Origin of the sequence: Streptomyces sp. NPDC046985 (assembly GCF_040644415.1) — a bacterium.
GTDB lineage: Bacteria > Actinomycetota > Actinomycetes > Streptomycetales > Streptomycetaceae > Streptomyces.
Genome location: NZ_JBEYWK010000017.1, coordinates 85,118 through 101,077, shown reverse-complemented (window position 1 = coordinate 101,077; position 15,960 = coordinate 85,118). Strand labels below are relative to the sequence as shown.

21 protein-coding genes are annotated in these 15,960 nt (G+C 69.9%); 20 read left to right on the top strand and 1 reads right to left on the bottom strand.

Going from position 1 to position 15,960, the window contains the following annotated elements; translation table 11 throughout:
- Positions 1 to 37: 37 nt before the first annotated feature.
- On the bottom strand, positions 38 to 793 hold the full coding sequence (locus ABZ861_RS22300) for an NYN domain-containing protein (RefSeq protein WP_361632731.1): 756 nt from the start codon (positions 791 to 793) through the stop codon (positions 38 to 40).
- Between the two features lie 107 nt (positions 794 to 900).
- Between ABZ861_RS22300 and ABZ861_RS22295 the strand changes: the two genes are divergently transcribed.
- The 20 genes from ABZ861_RS22295 to ABZ861_RS22200 all read left to right on the top strand — a co-directional run bounded on the left by ABZ861_RS22295 (position 901) and on the right by ABZ861_RS22200 (position 15,960).
- Positions 901 to 1,482, top strand: coding sequence for a hypothetical protein (locus ABZ861_RS22295; RefSeq protein ID WP_361632729.1), 582 nt, complete (start codon positions 901 to 903; stop codon positions 1,480 to 1,482).
- Positions 1,483 to 1,579: 97 nt separating this feature from the next.
- Positions 1,580 to 1,999 carry a hypothetical protein gene (locus tag ABZ861_RS22290; protein WP_361632727.1) on the top strand — a complete coding sequence of 140 codons (420 nt, stop codon included), beginning with the start codon at positions 1,580 to 1,582 and terminating at the stop codon, positions 1,997 to 1,999.
- Between the two features lie 149 nt (positions 2,000 to 2,148).
- Positions 2,149 to 2,622, top strand: a complete 474-nt coding sequence (locus ABZ861_RS22285) for a hypothetical protein (RefSeq protein ID WP_361632725.1) — start codon at positions 2,149 to 2,151, stop codon at positions 2,620 to 2,622.
- A 68-nt stretch (positions 2,623 to 2,690) separates the two neighbouring features.
- On the top strand, positions 2,691 to 3,086 hold the full coding sequence (locus ABZ861_RS22280) for a hypothetical protein (RefSeq protein WP_361632723.1): 396 nt from the start codon (positions 2,691 to 2,693) through the stop codon (positions 3,084 to 3,086).
- 64 nt (positions 3,087 to 3,150) lie between these two features.
- Positions 3,151 to 3,405 carry a hypothetical protein gene (locus ABZ861_RS22275; RefSeq protein WP_361632721.1) on the top strand — a complete coding sequence of 85 codons (255 nt, stop codon included), beginning with the start codon at positions 3,151 to 3,153 and terminating at the stop codon, positions 3,403 to 3,405.
- A gap of 75 nt (positions 3,406 to 3,480) precedes the next feature.
- Positions 3,481 to 3,756, top strand: a complete 276-nt coding sequence (locus ABZ861_RS22270; RefSeq protein WP_361632719.1) for a hypothetical protein — start codon at positions 3,481 to 3,483, stop codon at positions 3,754 to 3,756.
- A gap of 332 nt (positions 3,757 to 4,088) precedes the next feature.
- Positions 4,089 to 6,161: an NAD-dependent DNA ligase LigA gene (gene ligA / locus ABZ861_RS22265; protein WP_361632717.1), complete on the top strand. Its 2,073-nt coding sequence runs from the start codon at positions 4,089 to 4,091 to the stop codon at positions 6,159 to 6,161.
- A gap of 3 nt (positions 6,162 to 6,164) precedes the next feature.
- Positions 6,165 to 6,623 carry a hypothetical protein gene (locus ABZ861_RS22260; protein WP_361632715.1) on the top strand — a complete coding sequence of 153 codons (459 nt, stop codon included), beginning with the start codon at positions 6,165 to 6,167 and terminating at the stop codon, positions 6,621 to 6,623.
- Positions 6,624 to 6,774: 151 nt separating this feature from the next.
- Positions 6,775 to 7,914, top strand: a complete 1,140-nt coding sequence (locus tag ABZ861_RS22255; protein ID WP_361632713.1) for a hypothetical protein — start codon at positions 6,775 to 6,777, stop codon at positions 7,912 to 7,914.
- Positions 7,915 to 7,998: 84 nt separating this feature from the next.
- The gene (locus tag ABZ861_RS22250; protein WP_361632711.1) at positions 7,999 to 8,481 is read left to right on the top strand and encodes a hypothetical protein; all 483 of its coding nucleotides are present in this window, start codon (positions 7,999 to 8,001) and stop codon (positions 8,479 to 8,481) included.
- A gap of 321 nt (positions 8,482 to 8,802) precedes the next feature.
- Positions 8,803 to 9,210 (top strand): hypothetical protein, encoded by a 408-nt coding sequence (locus ABZ861_RS22245; protein WP_361632709.1) that lies wholly within the window; start codon positions 8,803 to 8,805, stop codon positions 9,208 to 9,210.
- 98 nt (positions 9,211 to 9,308) lie between these two features.
- Complete coding sequence (locus tag ABZ861_RS22240; RefSeq protein ID WP_361632707.1) at positions 9,309 to 10,304, top strand: hypothetical protein; 996 nt, start codon at positions 9,309 to 9,311, stop codon at positions 10,302 to 10,304.
- A gap of 140 nt (positions 10,305 to 10,444) precedes the next feature.
- Positions 10,445 to 11,176: an HNH endonuclease family protein gene (locus ABZ861_RS22235; RefSeq protein ID WP_361632705.1), complete on the top strand. Its 732-nt coding sequence runs from the start codon at positions 10,445 to 10,447 to the stop codon at positions 11,174 to 11,176.
- Positions 11,177 to 11,449: 273 nt separating this feature from the next.
- The gene (locus ABZ861_RS22230) at positions 11,450 to 11,653 is read left to right on the top strand and encodes a hypothetical protein (RefSeq protein ID WP_361632703.1); all 204 of its coding nucleotides are present in this window, start codon (positions 11,450 to 11,452) and stop codon (positions 11,651 to 11,653) included.
- Between the two features lie 194 nt (positions 11,654 to 11,847).
- On the top strand, positions 11,848 to 12,192 hold the full coding sequence (locus tag ABZ861_RS22225; RefSeq protein WP_361632701.1) for a hypothetical protein: 345 nt from the start codon (positions 11,848 to 11,850) through the stop codon (positions 12,190 to 12,192).
- Positions 12,193 to 12,324: 132 nt separating this feature from the next.
- A complete protein-coding gene (locus tag ABZ861_RS22220; RefSeq protein WP_361632699.1) occupies positions 12,325 to 12,522 on the top strand; it encodes a hypothetical protein in 198 nt (65 codons plus the stop codon).
- A 548-nt stretch (positions 12,523 to 13,070) separates the two neighbouring features.
- Positions 13,071 to 13,535: a helix-turn-helix domain-containing protein gene (locus ABZ861_RS22215; protein ID WP_361632697.1), complete on the top strand. Its 465-nt coding sequence runs from the start codon at positions 13,071 to 13,073 to the stop codon at positions 13,533 to 13,535.
- 211 nt (positions 13,536 to 13,746) lie between these two features.
- Entirely contained in the window at positions 13,747 to 14,262 is a 516-nt protein-coding gene (locus tag ABZ861_RS22210; protein ID WP_361632695.1) for a hypothetical protein, read from the top strand.
- Positions 14,256 to 15,245, top strand: a complete 990-nt coding sequence (locus ABZ861_RS22205) for a hypothetical protein (protein WP_361632693.1) — start codon at positions 14,256 to 14,258, stop codon at positions 15,243 to 15,245. The genes ABZ861_RS22210 and ABZ861_RS22205 overlap by 7 nt, the downstream gene beginning before the upstream one ends.
- 28 nt (positions 15,246 to 15,273) lie before the next feature.
- The gene (locus ABZ861_RS22200) at positions 15,274 to 15,960 is read left to right on the top strand and encodes an SAF domain-containing protein (RefSeq protein ID WP_361632691.1); all 687 of its coding nucleotides are present in this window, start codon (positions 15,274 to 15,276) and stop codon (positions 15,958 to 15,960) included.

Here is a 15,960-nt window from a genome sequence, read left to right as displayed (position 1 = left end):
GGCCTCTCCGTGGGACGGATCAGCCCCCTGCCCTGGACTACTGGGCTCCACCTCCGCCGTGGCGCTTGTCGCGTACGTAGAGAACGGTCGCTTTTCCTTCGCGGGGAGTACGCCGGTCCATCTCGAACAACGTGGTAGCGGCAAGAAGGTCACTGAGCTTCGTGTAACCGTACGTTCGGGAGTCGAAGTCGGATCGCTGCTTGGTGATGATCTGGCCGACGTTCGCAAGGTGGGCCCAGCCGCCATCGTCGGAGGCTGCCTCCACCGCTTGGCGCAGCAGGTTGACCAGCGCCGTATCGCCCTTCAGCTTGGCCGCCGTGGTCCGCGCTGACAGCTTTGTCTCGACCGGAGCGGTGGCACCCTGGAGGTTCTCGGTGTAGATGAACTTGTCGCATGCCGCGACGAACGGTTTAGGGGTCTTCCGCTCGCCGAATCCGTACACCGTCAGGCCCGACTCGCGGATGCGCGCCGCGAGACGGGTGAAGTCGCTGTCGCTGGAGACGATGCAGAAGCCCTCGAAGCGGCCCGTGTACAGCAGGTCCATCGCGTCGATGACCATTGCCGAGTCGGTGGCGTTCTTCCCGGTGGTGTAGGCGAACTGCTGAATCGGCTGGATTGACTGGGTGAGCAACTGATCCTTCCAGCCCTTCAGATGGGTGCCGGTCCAGTCGCCGTACGCGCGTTTGACGTGGGCGGTCCCGTACTTGGCGACCTCAGCCAGCAGCTCTTCCAGGGCGGCGGGCTTGGCGTTGTCGGCGTCGATCAGTACCGCCAGTTTCGCTGCGTTCTCCACAACGCTTGACCGTAGCGCAGGTGACTTCCCAGGCGCGGCGAGTCGTCGAGTCCGTCCAGTCCGCCAACACGTCGACTCACAGGTCACGTGCAGTGTGAGCTGCGACGATGGCTACTCTCGGTGCGCAGAAGGAGCCTTACTCGGAGGCGTTGGAGATGTCCAGGGTGTGCTTGTCCCCGTCGGTGGCGAGCAACGGGGAGAGCTTCACGGTCGCGGCGGCCCTTCGCCTGGCCGCTGGTCACGGCGTACGCGGAGTCGTCACCTACGCCGATCCTGTCGCACGGCTTCGCACCCTGCCGGACGGGCGCACGGCGGGGTCCCCGCATGGGCACCTAGGAGTCATCTACCAGGCTCTTTCGGCGACTTACACGGGCCGCAGCACGGCGCGGACGGTCACCGTCCTGCCGGACGGCCAGGTGCTGCCGGCGCGGTCGATCGCGAAGTTCGTCGCCGGTGACCGTGGCGCCGACGGGTTCGAGCGCCGCATCCGGGCGCTGGGCGCCCCGGAACGCCCTGCGGGGGCTGACCGGCGCACCTGGCTGCGCACCGTGCTGAAGCAGATCGGGGCCAGGAGCTCGCGGCACCCGGGGACCCACCGGTACGCCATGCCTGTAGGACGTACCAGCACCGAACGAACGCGCACCGTCATCGGCCTCGGGGCGTTGCCCTACCCCAAGCATGTTGCTTAATTCTATGAGTTCACCTATGGTTAGAACATCGCTCGGCGAGGTCCCCCCGACCTCCAGCCGGACTCCCCCGCCCGCGCCCTTCGCTTCCAGGAGCGTCATGTCGTACATAACCGCCCCCGCGTCCGCCCTCGCCCCGGGTTACCCCGTCAGCTTTCAGGTGTACGGCGACCACCCCGTCCAGGACCACATCGCCGAAGGGACAGTCACCGCGACCAGGCGGACCGCCTTCATGACGGCCGAGGTGGTCTTGGACAACGGCCGCACATACCGACTGCCCGTCACCCGCCAGGTGCGCGTGTACGCCGCCTTCCTCAAGCGCGGGTATGCGAACGAGGTGGCGAACTCCGGTCCCGCCGCCGACTGGCTCGCCGACGCGGCGCAGATCTGGACGGAGAGCCTGACCGACCAGCTCACGGCGCAGCTGAAGGCCAACACCGAGACGTTCTTCGCCTCCCACTGGCCCGGGCGTGACGCGTTCATCGCCGCACTGCGGGCCGCCCGGCACCGCGCTGCGTGAACAGCAGCCCGTCCGACCCGGAACAGCACTTCACAGCCCCGCCGCCCCTCCAGCCGGAGGGCAGCGGGCGGCCGGCCGCCGTCGCCCCGCTTCGACCGCCGTACGTCTTCCGAGACCGCGGCCACCGACTCCCGACCAGGAGCGCAACCATGCCCAAGACCTTGTCCGACGCCGACCGTGCCGCTCAGGACGCCGTACTGCGCGCCACCGGGGAGGACCTGAAGCGCGCGTTCGGCGCCATGGCGTCTGCAACCATCCCCCCGGAACTTGCCGCCGAGCTGCACACCGCCTTCCCCGCCCGCCGCCGAGGCCCTGCCCACGACATGTTCCCCCACGTCCCGGCCGAGCTGCGCGCCTTTCTCCGGGACGCCCTGGTCGAGTTCTTCGAGGACAGCACGATGCACGCGATGCCCAGCGCGGTCACGATCATCGTGACCAACGACTACGACGACGGTCCGGCGTGGAACACCTACGGGGCGACGCTCCACTACGGTCCCGACGTGACCGTCGAGGCCCCCGACTTCGAGCGGACGTTCGTGGCGGACGCCTTGGTCGAGATCAGCGACGACGAACAGCCCTACGGCACACCCTGCCCCGTTCTGTTCGTCCCGCTGCCCGCCTGACCCCACCCGGCCGAACCCATGTCAATCGGAGGAAGATTCCAGTGCAACTGGACGAGTTCAAACAGCTGTTGAGCATTCGTAACGAGCCGCGCACGCTCAGCGTGGACGAGATTCCCGGGCCCGAGCGCACGCTGGCGTACGGCTTCACCTCGGACAAGGACACCTGGCACTGCTACCTCCACGGCGCGAACATCCACGTCCTCGTCTACAGGAGGTCGACGAACAGCACAGTGAGCCACCTGGCGCGCCCCACGTGGAACGTGGCCGAGCTCGCGCCCGACAAGCGCGTCTACCCCGAGAGCGTCGACGCCGGATTCGCCCGCCTTCTCCTGGAACGCGGGCAGGACCTTCCCTACACGCAATTCGACGAGAAGCGCTACGCCCGATTCGCCGAACTGACCTTCCACGGCGCGGTCTACGACCCCGCCACCGCCACACTCTTTCAGGCCGACCCGTACGCCTGACGGACCAGCCACCCGCCCATCGAGCGGCCCGGCCCCGCCGGGCCGCTGTCCCCGCAGGAACGAGATGTCCACCCTCTTGATCGGCCGCTGGCTCGGCGACACGCTCACCATCACCAAGTCCCTCCACGTCACAGACGGAGACCGGAACTCCATCGAGGCCGCCGTACGAGACGCCCCCGGCGCCGGCACGAGCTGGGCGTGCGAGTTCGACGTAGACACCCACCAGCGGGCGGTTCAGCGTGCCTACGAGGAGTTCGTCCGCGACGAGGACGCCCGCCTCGTAGACGACGCAGAAGGCTACGAGCCCTCTCCCGCCTAGCCCGTCACCCCGGCGGGCCGATCCGCTCGCCGCCGGCACATCAGCCACGGGCGGCCGGCCCGCGAGGAGTTCCACATGCAGGGAGACGTGCTCGTCTTCATCGCCTCCAGGCACGGAGGGCCGGCCTATCGCCGGGTGCTGTGGCGCACGAGCGAGGCCGACGCCCGCAAGATCTGCTCCGACCCCCGCACCTCAGGCCGCAACCACATGCTCTGCTGGACCGCTCAGCACATCGACGACCCCGAGGTGAACCGCTACGTGCGCGATACGGGTACATACGCCCAGGTCCTGGCCGACCATCACGTCACCGTCCTGCGCAGCCTCGCCGACACCCAAAGGCGCGCACGGTAGCCCCTCACACGTCGTCCTCGACAGGGCGGGCGGCGCAAGAACGTTCCGTGCGGGCATCGACCGAACCACCTCGGTGACCGTGGGAGCGCACCGAGAAGACAGCACGGCCGGCGCTCCCTGCGCCGTAGGCGGTCGCGGAGTGAGGGATGACAACAGGATCGATCCAGTTGCTTAACTCTATGAGTGCGAGTATTCTCCTAATGTCGGTCAGCCCCGAAGCGCCGACCTCTTCGGCACCTGACGCCGATATCGCCTCGCCCGGCTCCCGCCTCGCGGGACGGTGCGCCGAGTGCGATGCGGTGCCGCCCCCATCAGCCAGAAGGATAAGAATCATGTCGAGCCCCTCCTCTGCCCTCCTGCCCGACCGCAGCGCCTACCACCTCGCCGTCGAAGAGGTGCGGAACGCTGCCGCCGCCTACTACGGAGGTGGCGACTCGCTGCTGGACGACGCGGCGTTCGACCGCCTCATGAGCAACATCGCGGCGTACGAGCAGCAGCATCCGGACCACCTCTCCGCGGACTCGCCCACCGGGAAGGTGGCCGCCGGGGCGCTCACGGACGGCATGGTCGTGCACGCGACGCCGATGCTCTCCCTCAACAACGTCTACGACGCCGACGAGCTGGCCGGCTGGGCGAAGTCCCTGGGCAAGCGCCTAGGGACGTCGCCGCAAGGTCTGCACGCCAGCCCGAAGATGGACGGCCTGGCCGTCGCGGCGCACTACCGCGACGGCAAGCTCGTCCGGCTCGTCACCCGGGGCACCGGCACCACCGGAGACGACGTCTCCCACGCCATCGGCACGATCGCCGGTCTGCCGGTCGAGCTGAGCACGCCGGTCTCGGTCGAGGTCCGGGGCGAGGTCGTCCTGCTCCAGTCCCGCTTCGAGGAGGCGAACCGCATCCGCACCGCCCACGGCGGCGCACCGTTCTCCAACCCCCGCAACGCCGCCTCCGGCTCGCTGCGCGCGACCGGGCGGGACTACGTCATCCCGCTCTCCTTCTACGGCTACGGTCTGCTGTCCACCACCGGCGACCGACCGGGCCAGCCGATCCGGGAGGCGATGACACACACCGACCGGATGAAGACGCTGAGCAGCCTCGGGGTCCAAACGGCGGGCGACACCCCCGTCGGCACGCTGACCTCCCCGCTGCTGAAGGACGTCCAGGCGTACGTCGAGAAGGTCGCCGAACAGCGGACGTCTCTGGACGTCGGGATCGACGGCATCGTCATCAAGGCCGACCACCCCGGCGACCAGGCCGCCGCGGGCTCCAGCTCCCGCGCACCGCTGTGGGCGATCGCGTACAAGCTGCCCTCCCTGGAGGTCACTTCGACGCTGACCGCCGCCACCTGGACGACGGGGCGGACCGGCAATCTCGCTCCCCGGGGCGAGGTCCTGCCGGTCGATATCCAAGGCGTGAGCGTGCAGTTCGCCACGCTCCACAACCCCGGCATGATCACCAAGCTGGGACTGCGCATCGGCGACCGCGTCGTGGTCCGCAGGGCCGGCGACGTCATCCCGCAGATCCTCGGCCCCGTGGTGTCCGCCCGCACGGGCGAGGAGAAGCCGATCGAGCTGCCCACCGTCTGCCCGAACTGCTCGGGTGAAATCGACACGAGCCAGGAGCGCTGGCGGTGCCTGAAGGGCCGCGGGTGCAACCTCCCCGCGTCCATCGCGTACGCGGTACAGCGCGACGTCCTCCACATCGAGGGCATCGGACCGAAGATCGTCGCGCGGCTGGTGGAACGGGAGGCGGTCCAGGACATCGCCGATCTGTTCACCCTCACCCGGGGCCAACTCGTTGAGGCGACCGGCAGTGAGAAGACGGCCGTCAAGCTCCTAGAGCGCATCGAGACGGCGAAGCAGCAGCCCCTCTCCCGCGTCTTCTGCGCGCTGGGGGTCCGGGGGACGGGGCGCAGCATGTCGCGGCGGCTCGCCGCCCACTTCGGCAGCATGGCGGCCCTCCAGGCGGCGTCGGCCGCCGAGCTGCGCCAGGTCGAGGGAATCGGCGCCGAGAAGTCGGCCCTGGTGATCGCCGAGCTGGCCGAGCTGGAGCCGGTGATCGCCAAGCTCGGCGCGGCGGGCGTCAACCCGACCGAGCCGGACAAGGTCAGCCCGGCAGCCGAGGCCGCCGTCTCCGGCGCGGCCGGGGACACGGCACCGCCGCTGGCGGGACTGACCGTCGTGGCCACGGGCACGATGAGCGGACGCCTCGGGACGCTGTCGCGCACCGGGATGAACGAGCTGATCGAGCGGGCGGGAGGGCGCGCCGGGTCCAGCGTCTCCAAGAGCACGAGCCTGGTGGTCGCCGGGGAGAAGGCCGGCTCGAAGAAGGCGAAGGCGGAAGCGCTCGGCGTGAGCCTCATCGGCCCCGACGACTTCGCCGAGATGGTCAGCGCTTACCTGTGACCGATGGCGGGCGGGACCGGGGCCGAAGAGACCCGGTACGCCCGCCTCCGCCCGCACCTCACCACGGAGATCCCAGTGAAGAAGACCTCGATCGGCACAGCCCGCCACCTGCACCCGCCGGGGACGTCCGGAGAGCTGTGCCGTCAGCACAACCGCGCGGCGCTCGCGACGACGGTGGCGGCCATCGCCCGCCGACGGGGGCTGGACGCCGAGGCCGGCGACGATCAGCTCGCGCAGTGCGCGGAGGCAGCCAAGGCCGCGCCGTTGAAGTCGCCCCTGTCCGCCGACACCATGGCCGCCATCCGCTGCGCTCTGGCACCGCCGCTGGACAGCAGCACCAGCGCGGCCACGGTCGCGTCGGCGGTCTTCTCAGCCCTTCCCGACCGGCCGCTGCGCGTCGTCGCGGACGACGGGCAGGAGTTCTTCCTCGTGCCGATCCCCGCCACCCCTAAAATTGCTTAAATCTATGAGTTCATCTACGGTTGGGATAGCCGGTGCGGAGCACCCGCCCGGCGGCCACAGGCCGCCGCACACCAGCTGGACCTCCGGTGAACCGTCAGCGGAACACCGGCCCCTTCGGGCCGCTAAGGGCCCCAGCCACAGGGAAGCCATGATGAACAGCCGTCATTCACGCGCTCTGAAGAGCCGCGACATCAGTGAGACCTTCGTCGAAGAGCTGACCAGCCGCGAAAGCGATCTGCGCGGCAACCACCTATGGCTGGCCCCGAAACTCGACCAGCTCTCCACCGGACGGCCCGTCACCCTCAGGCACACCCCGCCCCCCGGCTTGAGCGGCGCGGAACAGGCCGACCTGATCGACATCGCCAGCCATGTCGGGATCTACCGCATGTGGGCCCGGCGCGGCCGAGTGACCTATGACCTCAACGAGCACCTGGCCTCGGAGCTGTACCGCTCGACCTCGGACACCCTGCCCGGCAGCATCTTCAGCCACCTTCCCCACATCAACCCGCTCATCGTCCTTCCGGACCCCTGGCCGGTGCACTACCAGGGATCGGAGGGCCTGGTGCGCGGCTTCTACCTCTACGGCTACAACCAGGTCCCCGAGCAGCAGACGTACACCGACGAGGACATCGAAGGTCTCGGCCTGCTCTTCGTGATCGACCTCCTCGACGAGGAGACGTGGGAGGTACGCGGGCAGACCCACATACGCATGAACATCCCCACCGGCCTGGAGAAGTTCACCGTGGCCCAAGCCGTGGACTTCGCGGCCGCCAGGGCGGAGGCCCACTGGAGCCGGGCGCGGGACAAGCGCGCCGCGTACGCCCTGTTCGAGGAACTTCTCCGTCCGGCCCTGAGCGTCCTGATCTATCTCTGCTGCGACAACCGGGACTTGGCGGAGCCGCCCGTCGTCAAGCCGTCGAAGAAGAAGCGGCGGCGGCCCGTCGCCAAGAACCGCGACCCGTTCTTCGTCGAGGTCGGATGGCGCGTCGGTCCCGCGCTGCACGCGGCACGACGGGCGGCGGGCCGCATCCAGGAGGGCGACGGCATTCCCTCCGGTGTCCAGCAGGCGCCCCACCAGCGGTGCGGCCACTTCCGCCGGTTCCGCACCGGCCGGGCGCGCCAGGGTGTGACCACCCGCTGGGTGATGCCCTACTGGGTCCGCCTGGACCTGCTCGCCGAGGACTCGGACCCGATCACCACCGTGGTCCCCGTGGACGAGCAGCGCCACGACCCGCTGCGCAGGCGCGGGCTGAAGAACCGCCGCCGCCCGGAATCCGCACTCGAAGCCTGACCACTCACCCCGGGGCCGGGCCGACAGCTTCGGCCCGACCCCGTCCCACCGCATCACCAGCCAACGCCACTTCGGGAGAACGCCATGTCCAACAGCTCACCACTTCAGATGTACGTCTACTCCGTCCACGAGAGCGAGGTCCAAGCCGTCCTGGAGGTGATGAAGGAGGAGGGCCTGGACCTCGAATGGAGCGACGGCAGGAGCAGCACCCCCGCGCTGGTCCTCGGCCGGCGCTACGGCATCGACGAGACGCCGACCAGCGGTGCGTACGACCTCTCAACGTCTCTCCTGCAACAGGCTCCCAGCGCCGTCTTCAAGCTGTGGCAGGACCCGGTCGGCGAAGAGGACGGGAACTTCGTCGCGCATGTCCCCGGAGTCGGCACCTTCGGGGCCGGCTGTGACTCCGAGGGCACACCCCGCACCTCCGTGCCGGAGCTCATCAGCCAACTCGCGGACGCCCCCGAAGGAATGACCGTCCGCGACTGGTTGGCCGGTCCCGGCACGGGGGCCCTTGGCACAGCGGTCCTCCGCGCGCTGGCGCCGTACGAGGAGGCGCACCCGTCGTGACCGGCAACCACACGGTCTGGACCGGGCGGCACGAACCAGTCTGGGACGACTATCCGCTGCTCGATTCCGGCGACGCCGCCAAGCACGATGTCGAACTTGTCCACACCCTATGCGGCGAGAGGCTCTGCGATGCCGAACCCGGCGATCTGCTCACCGCGCTCGCCGGCATGGTCACCGACCACGACGCGACGTGCCCGAAGCGACGGAGCACGCGGTACCAGCGCTGCCCCGCGAGAACAGCGGCTGAGGCCCTGGGAGGCGGCCGGATTCGAGAACCTCCTTCGCACCTGCCTCAGCCACAACGACGACACCGAGGGGTGGGTGGCCACCTTCGACGAGTCCGGCTGCACGCACAGCCGGTACGGGCTGCGGCTGACGCTGCCCACCGGGGTTGAGGTCTACCTCCAGATCGTGGCCGGCCAGCCGGCGGACGAACGCCGTCCCGCGCAGGGAGCCCCGCCGATCCGGCAGCGCTCCGCACCGCTACCGGCTGCGGGCAAGACGGCGCTGGCCGCCGTCGAGCTGCATCTCATCGACGTCCTGACCGCGCGCCAGGACCCATTCGTTCAGGAGGTGGCGCCGCTCAGCTCGTCGAACGGCTCGATCCCGTACGGGCTGCGCGTCGCCTTCCACAGCGGCGCGTACGTTTTCTGCTACGTCGCCCTCCTCGTTCCCGCTGGCCGGACTCGGCCGCTCGGCGGCCTGTTCCCCTCGCTGAGCCATGTCTGAGCCCGCCCCTAACTCCACATCAGGGAGCGGCCAGAAGCTGTTTTGGCATGATCCCCGTACAGAGGCGCGAACCCGCGCCGTGACCGAGGGGAAGAGCCATGCGCAGCACACGGGGACTGGCCGCCGTCATCGCGGTGGCGATCGCGACACTGTCGGCGGGCTGCGCCGGCCACCCGTCGGAGGGTGCTGCCGGGACGCCCGGCAGAACGCCGGCGGCCAGCGCCGCCGCGCCGGACGCGCTGCCCGCCGGCGTCACCCCGCTGGGGCGGTCCGTCCCCGTCGCGGCGCAGGGATGGAACCTAGGGCTGGCGCCCTTCACGGAGACCAACACGGGCGCCTCGGCCGAGCATGTGCCGGCCGGGTGGGTCGTGGTGCGCACCCAGGCGCGGTTCAACAACACCAGCGGCCAGATCGCACAGCTGCCCGATACCACGCTCACCGTGCGCTACGGATCTCTCGGACGTCAGGCCGCCCCGGTCAAGGACGCGGTCCTGACCGGACTGCCCGCCCACAACGCGGCCGTCCGGAAGGCCCCGGGCGCCACGTTCACCGCCGAGGTCGGAGTCGCCATTCCCCCGCAGGCGCGGGGCCAGCGGGTCACCGTCACCGCCGAAGCCACACAGGAGGGCATGGCGGAGGCAGACGACCTCTTCTTCGAAGGCACCCTGCCCGGGAAGGCGGGCGCTGCCGAAGATGCCGGACCTCCCGCGCCGGGCGGCACCGAAGCAGCCTCGGCCGGCGCGGTCCTCCCCTTCGGCGCGTGGTCGCCCGACCGCATGCGGGTCTCGGCGATCACCCTCGGACCGGCCAAGAACGGTATGCGACCGGCGACGGCCGACCTCACCGTCATCAACAGCGAATCCCAGCCGCGGACCGGCGCGGGAATCACCCTGCGGGTGATGACCGGCGCCGGTCTGAAGGACGCCGCGGCCCTCACCCCGGGGCTGGACTACCCCGACGCGCCGATCGCCCCCGCGCGCCCGGCCACCGTCACCGTGCACTTCTCCCTCCCCACCACCGCTGTTCCCGGTCCGGTCACCGTCGAGGCCGTCGACCAGGGCGAGCACATCACCTTCAGCGGCACCGTCAGCTGACGGTGTGCCCGTCCGGCACACCAAGGCCATGGTGTGCCGGACCACCTCGAACCGGTGGGGCCGGAGCAGTCACACGAACACACCGCGCGGCACCTCTATGGGATGACGCACACCTCCGACCCACAAGGAGCACCACTTCCGTGTCCCACCGTCTTCGCCTCGCCGCAGCCGGCACCGCCCTCGCGGCAGCCGCCACACTCGCCGCCTGCACCCCCCTGGACATCGCCAAGGCCACCCCCACGACCACCTCGGGAGCCGCCGGCCCCCTGATGCCGGCAACGCCCGCGCTCAAGGCGCTCGATAAGCTGCCCGTCAAGGGCAGGGCACCCAAGACGGGCTACAGCCGCACCCAGTTCGGGTCGGCCTGGAGCGACGACAGCACCGCACCGGACAGCCACAACGGCTGCTCGACGAGGGACGACGTCCTCGCCCGCGATCTGTCCGACGTGGTCCGCAAGGGGCCGTGCACGGTCGTCTCGGGGGTGCTCCACGACCCGTACACCGCCACCACCATCGCCTTCACTCGGGGCGTCAAGACCTCGCTGGCGGTGCAGATCGACCACATCGTCCCGCTGAGCCTTAGCTGGCAGACCGGGGCCCAGCAGCTGTCTCCGGCCGAGCGGCTGAGCCTGGCGAACGACCCGCTCAACCTCGCCGCGGTCGACGGCCCGACGAACGGGGCGAAGGGGGACGGGGACGCCGCGACGTGGCTGCCGCCGAACAAGGAGATCCGCTGCGGCTACGCGCTGCGCCAGGTCGAGGTGAAGACGAAGTACCGGCTCTGGGTGACACCGCCGGAGAAGGAGGCGTTGCGCCGTGTGCTGGGCGGTTGCCCCGGGCCCGCGCTGCCCGGCGAGGGGGCGTCTAAGTGAACGAGGAGAATTCAGACGCTCTCCGGCCGCGCCCGTTCGGCGGTGACATGGCGCGCTGGCGCAGCGAGACCGAGCGGGCCGTCCGCTTCCAGGCGGTCTGCGCGGAACAGCGCGGTGCCGCTTTCGAGCCGGCGGGTGCGGTGAGGACCGTGGAGCGGACGCCGTGGGGGTGGATCCGCTGGGGGTACCCACTCCAGACGGAGCTGCGGTTCGACGACGCCTTCCCCGCTGAGATCGGGGTGTTCGCCGGAGGGGAAGAAGGGCTGGCGGACAGTGGCGGCCCGGACGGTCTGGGGGCGCCGCCCGTCGCCGACGGTCAGGCAGCTGGGTGCCGCCGACCTGCCCGTCGCCGTCAGCGTGTCCCGCCTGGCCCTGCTCGTGGCCGCCGTGCTGCTCCTCAGTCCCGTCCTGGGCGAGTACGTGGCAGCCGGGACGTCCCTGCTCGTGGCGGGCGCCGTCGGTGCCGCGCTGGCCTGAGGGGTTCCGGCCGTACTGGCGCTCGCCACGCGTCGCCACGTCCGGGTCCTGGACGCCGCGGTCCCACACGCGGACCGTGTCCACCGCCTGCTCGCACTCCAGCAGGCGGTCGCCTCGGCGGCGGCCGCGTCGGACGTCGCCGAGCTGCGGCGCGCGCCGGACACCGGTTCCTCTGGGACGGTCTCGGCCTGGTCATGGCCGCTGACGGACACGGGTCCGAACTCGATGTAGTCGAGGAGTACGAGGCCGCCTACCTGCGCCTGCACGCGGCCTCGGCCCACGCCCTGGCGGAGCAGGAGCGGCTGGAGGGCACGCTGACCGAGCTGGACGCAGCGGACGAGGACGTCGACGGACCGCAAGGCGCCTACCGCGGCCACCGGCGCTCCCGGCTGGTCGAGGAAGCGGTGCCGTCCGGCGTACTGGACGAGATCACCGAGAAGTTGGACGAGTTGGCGGCCGGCCTGCGACATGCTCAGCACGCCGTCGGGCGCGCCGCCAGCCCCCTGTCGGCGGAGGCGGTGCGAGATGAAGGCCGCTGAGAGCCCGGCAACTCCTCCCGGGGACGCGGGCGCCGTGACCCTGTCGCCGCACAGCGGGCGCGTCTGGCGGCGGCGTCGGTGACCCGCGGTGTGATGTGGGCGATCCTCACCATCAGCCTCCTAGGGACGGCGATGACCGCTCCGTATCTGCCGAGCCCCTGGGGCAGGCCGGTCGTCGTGCTCGCCATGGCGGGGGGCTTGGGCTGCGGACTCGTCGCGTTCTACCGCCTGTTCATCGCGTTCATGGCGGGACTCGGACTTCTCCGTGGCGTTGTGCCCAGCCGCGTGAAGGCGCGACTCGACCCGTCGGGCCGGAACGATGTGTCGTGATCTGTACCACAGCGGATCAGCCCTCGCCCGTGGCACTGCGTGCCGCCCGAGGGGTGCGGCCGAGCACTTCGGCATGGCCGAAAGCACTGCTCCGGTGGGCGTCCTGAGGAGGCGGCCGTCGACGCCGGCGCACTCCCGACAGGCCGTCCCGGGGGAAGAAGCCCAGGTCAGCGCTACATCGACGCATAACGGGCAAAGATCCATAAAAAGCAAGATCATTGCCAGAATAGATCTTGACGCCCTGAAAAGCCCGTGCGAGATTCAGATAAGTTACCGGTCAGATTCAGTCACGGGACGAGTACTACCCGCATGCGAAAGCGGGCACGGGGAGGGGGGACGTGTGTATATCAAGAGCACTCTGAACCTGGCGTACCTCCCCGGCGGCGAGCTTCGGTTCGAAGACGCGCGGGACGGCACGGGGGTTGCGCAGCTGCCGTCCCCGTCCCCTTCCGCCGCCCTCTCCGTCGCCACCTCACCCCGCGGCGGCGCCCTGACCGGCCGGGGGCGCCTCGACGGCGCTCTTGAGAACCTCGGCACGACGGAGCACGGTGGCAAGTCGCGGAGTAGCAGCCTTCAGCGGCGCAGCCCTGCGCCGCCTGCGCACCGCGGCGTTCCTGTCCCAGGACGAGCTGGCCGCGAAGGCGCGGGCGAACGGGGCGAGGGTGGCCGGGCCGCACATCTGCCAGTACGAACAGGGCAGACGCAAGCCCCAGTTGACCACGGTGTGCGCTCTCGCAGCCGCGTTGGGAGTCCCTCTGGAGGCGCTGCTGCGCCGAGGCGCGGCGCCAGCCGACGTGGCTCGGCTGCGTCTGCTGGCCGGCTGGAGCCAGCAGGCCCTCGCGAGCCGGCTGGGCATCGCCCAGGCCCGATGGTCGAGGATCGAGCGGGGCCTCTCCTCCCTGGACGAGTCCAAGTTCCGCGCTGCCGCCGATCTACTGAAGGTCACGGTCGAGCAGCTGTTGCGCGCGCTGGACGCCGCACCGGGCGTCCGTCGTCTGCGCGGCCGCCGCTAAAAGGGTGTGACGGCCACATGGCCGGAGACTTAGGCTCCTTATCCGCTTGACGGCAGGTGTGCACACTAAGGCGCTTATATAACTACCCGTCAGTTTTTGATGCCTTTTTGCTTTCTGATCGCCACTCACACGAGGGGATATGCCAGTGGCACCTTCAAACTGTGCTCGGATACGCCGGGCCGGGGTCTGCGTAACGGCAGCCGCGGTCGCCGTGGCAGTGCTGGCCGGCTGCGGGTCGGGCGGCGGCAGTGCCAAGGCGAGCGCGTCCCCGTCGCCCTCGAAGACTTCGGCCTCCCCCTCGCCCGATCCGACGGCCACCGCCCAGGAGCAGGTCCTCACCGCCTACCGCGGCATGTGGGCCGAGCAGACGAAGATCTACAGCTCCGGCAGCTTCAAAGGGGCGAGGCTGGAGAAGTACGCCGCCGATAACGCGCTGACGAAGGTCAAGCTGGCCGCGCAGTACTACCAAAGCAACGACCTGGTGGTGAGAGGCGCTCCGATCCTGTCCCCCAAGGTCACCGACCTGTCGCTGGACAGCTCCCCCAAGTCCGCGACCATCGTGGACTGCGTCGACAGCTCGAAGTTCATCCCGAAGAACGCCAAGACCGGCAAGAAGTCGGACCTCGGCGGCAGCAACCGCCGGCACGTGCAGACCTCGAAGGCATACCTTGGCAGCGGCGGGTGGATGATCGTCGACGCGACGATTGACAAGGACAGCACGTGCTGAGCCGCCGTGCCTGGTCGCTGATTGGCGCGCTCGTCGCCCTGCTGTTCGCTCTTACCGTGCCCGTCGGCACCGCCAGCGCCGACGGAGGAGGCGGCGGAGTCACCTGCCCTGACCTCGTACCCGACTGCGACATCCACGTGGGCGGAGGTGGAGGCACCGGAGGAAACGGCGGCGGGGGAGGCGGCGGGGGAGGTGGTGTAGGCGTCGGCTCTGCCACGTGCTACATCCACTGGAAGAACAACGGCAAGGAGATCGGCGAGGTCCCCTGCCACACAGACATGGGCTGGTTCAACTCCGCCGATGAGTGCTACTGGGACGTCCTAAAGCCGCAGCCCAAGGCGGGCGCCGAGGACTGGGAGTGGGGAAGCGCCGCTCCCTCCGATCCGGACGAGCGCGCGAAGGGCAAGGTCTATAACCGCTCCTGCCCCGGTCTCGGCCGTGAACTGTACGGCGGTTCGACCTGGAGCCTGAATCCTCCGCCCGGCTTCGGCGGCGGCCCCTCCCCCGAGGAGCTGGCGCAGGAGGCCATCAAGAAGATGCGGCTGCTCGGACCGCAGATCGGTACGGCTCCCGGCACCGGGAAGACCGGCATCGTCGGCATGCCCGTGTGGATCTGGAACGTGAAGACCGCCCGGACCTGGGGTCCCGTCTCGGCAAGCGCCTCGGCGGCCGGTCTCACCGTCACCGCCACCGCCAACGTGAAGAAGATCGTCTACACGATGGGGGACGGCGGCAGCGTGACGTGCACCGGCGCCGGAACCCCCTACAAGGCGTCGTACGGCGGCAGTTCGTCGCCCGACTGCGGCTACCGGTACACCAAGACCTCCAGCGGCCGGTCCGGCAACACCTTCTCCGTCAGCGCGGTCACTACTTGGACCGTGCACTGGCAGGGCGGTGGGCAGGAAGGCGACATCACCACCACCCGCGCCTCCGTAGGCGTGCAACTGGCCATCGGCGAGGCCCAGGTCGTCGCCAAGCCGTGACCCGCCCGCACACGTAAGGAAAGCCCAGATGAGCACCACCACGGGGACCGTCCCCGAAAGCACCGAACAGCAGACCCCGGCGCCCAAGTCCATCGTCCGCCAGCCGGTCGTACGCCGACGGCGTCCCGGCTTCATCGCCATGGCCGTCGCGCTGATCGCCGTGGGCATCGGCGCGAACGCCTGGCTGTACATGTCCACCGGTGACCGGGAGCCCGTCGTCGCCATCGCGCACGACGTCCCGATGGGCGCGCAGCTCACTGCCGACGACCTCGTCGAGGCCCGGATCGCCACCGACCCCGTCCTCCACCCCGTGCCGGCCAGCCAAATCAAGAAGATGATCGGCAAGCGCACGACGGTCGGCCTGACCAAGGGCAGCCTGCTCACCAGCCAGGCCATCAGCGATCAGCCGCTGATCAAGCAGGGCAAGGAGCTGGTGGGCGTTTCGCTCTCCTCCGCTCAGCTTCCCGCCAGCACGCTGAGCCCGGGCCAGAAGGTCAACGTCGTCCACACGCCGAAGAACAACGGCGCCGACAGCGACTCGGGCGGCAGCAGCAAGGACACCACGGTGCACGCCGTCGTCATCGAGGTCGGCAGGGCCGACAACTCCGGTGACCGGGTGGTGGACCTCGCGGTCAGCGCCCTGGACGGCACCACCCTCGCCCAGTGGTCCGCGAACGGCGAGGCATCCCTCGTCGTCGTCCCGACGGGGAACTGA